Here is a 646-nt window from a genome sequence, read left to right on the forward strand (position 1 = left end):
TTCGTCTCAACCTTACCATTACCACCATAAGCAGTAATAAATAAACCTGTTTTTCTGTCATTTTCTATAGTTTCTCCATGGACATAGTCTTTAGGATGAGAATTGCCATTCTCATCATAAGCTAAATCTTGACCTATTAAGATAATATTCTTATGTCCTAGTTTTACGGCTAAATCATAAGCCATATTTGCTACGCTTAAACCACTTCCTAAATAACCATAATCATCCATATGTAATGCTTTAGAAAAAGGCAGTGGTCTATGTACCAACATAAACTGTCTATTATTTCTTTTTAAGTATTCTATAGCCTTTTGATGTACTACACTAGCTAAAATAAACAATATGCCATTGTCAAATTCTTTAAAATCATTATCAAAACATTTAATAACTATATCATCTCTTTCAAGCATTAATACATAATCAGGCTTTATATTATGTTTTGCTAATATAGGATAAGCACTATCAGCACATATAATACTAGCTTTGTTAGCATATTCTTTTAATAAAGGCAATTGTTTTATTAAAGATGGACCAGTAGAAACTATAATAGCATTTTCTATTTTACCTTTTCTTTGTTTTAGTAAGTCCTTTAAGCTAGGATTAGCTAATTGATAAGGTAGATTGTGTAAAAGTTGGGTGATGCCTT

1 protein-coding gene is annotated in these 646 nt (G+C 29.6%); it reads right to left on the bottom strand.

Going from position 1 to position 646, the window contains the following annotated elements:
• A partial coding sequence (locus L8V82_RS07720; protein WP_263724550.1) for a motility associated factor glycosyltransferase family protein occupies nucleotides 1-646 on the bottom strand: 646 nt, incomplete at both ends.

Origin of the sequence: Campylobacter sp. IFREMER_LSEM_CL2151 (genome assembly GCF_025771725.1) — a bacterium.
GTDB lineage: Bacteria > Campylobacterota > Campylobacteria > Campylobacterales > Campylobacteraceae > Campylobacter_D > Campylobacter_D lari_C.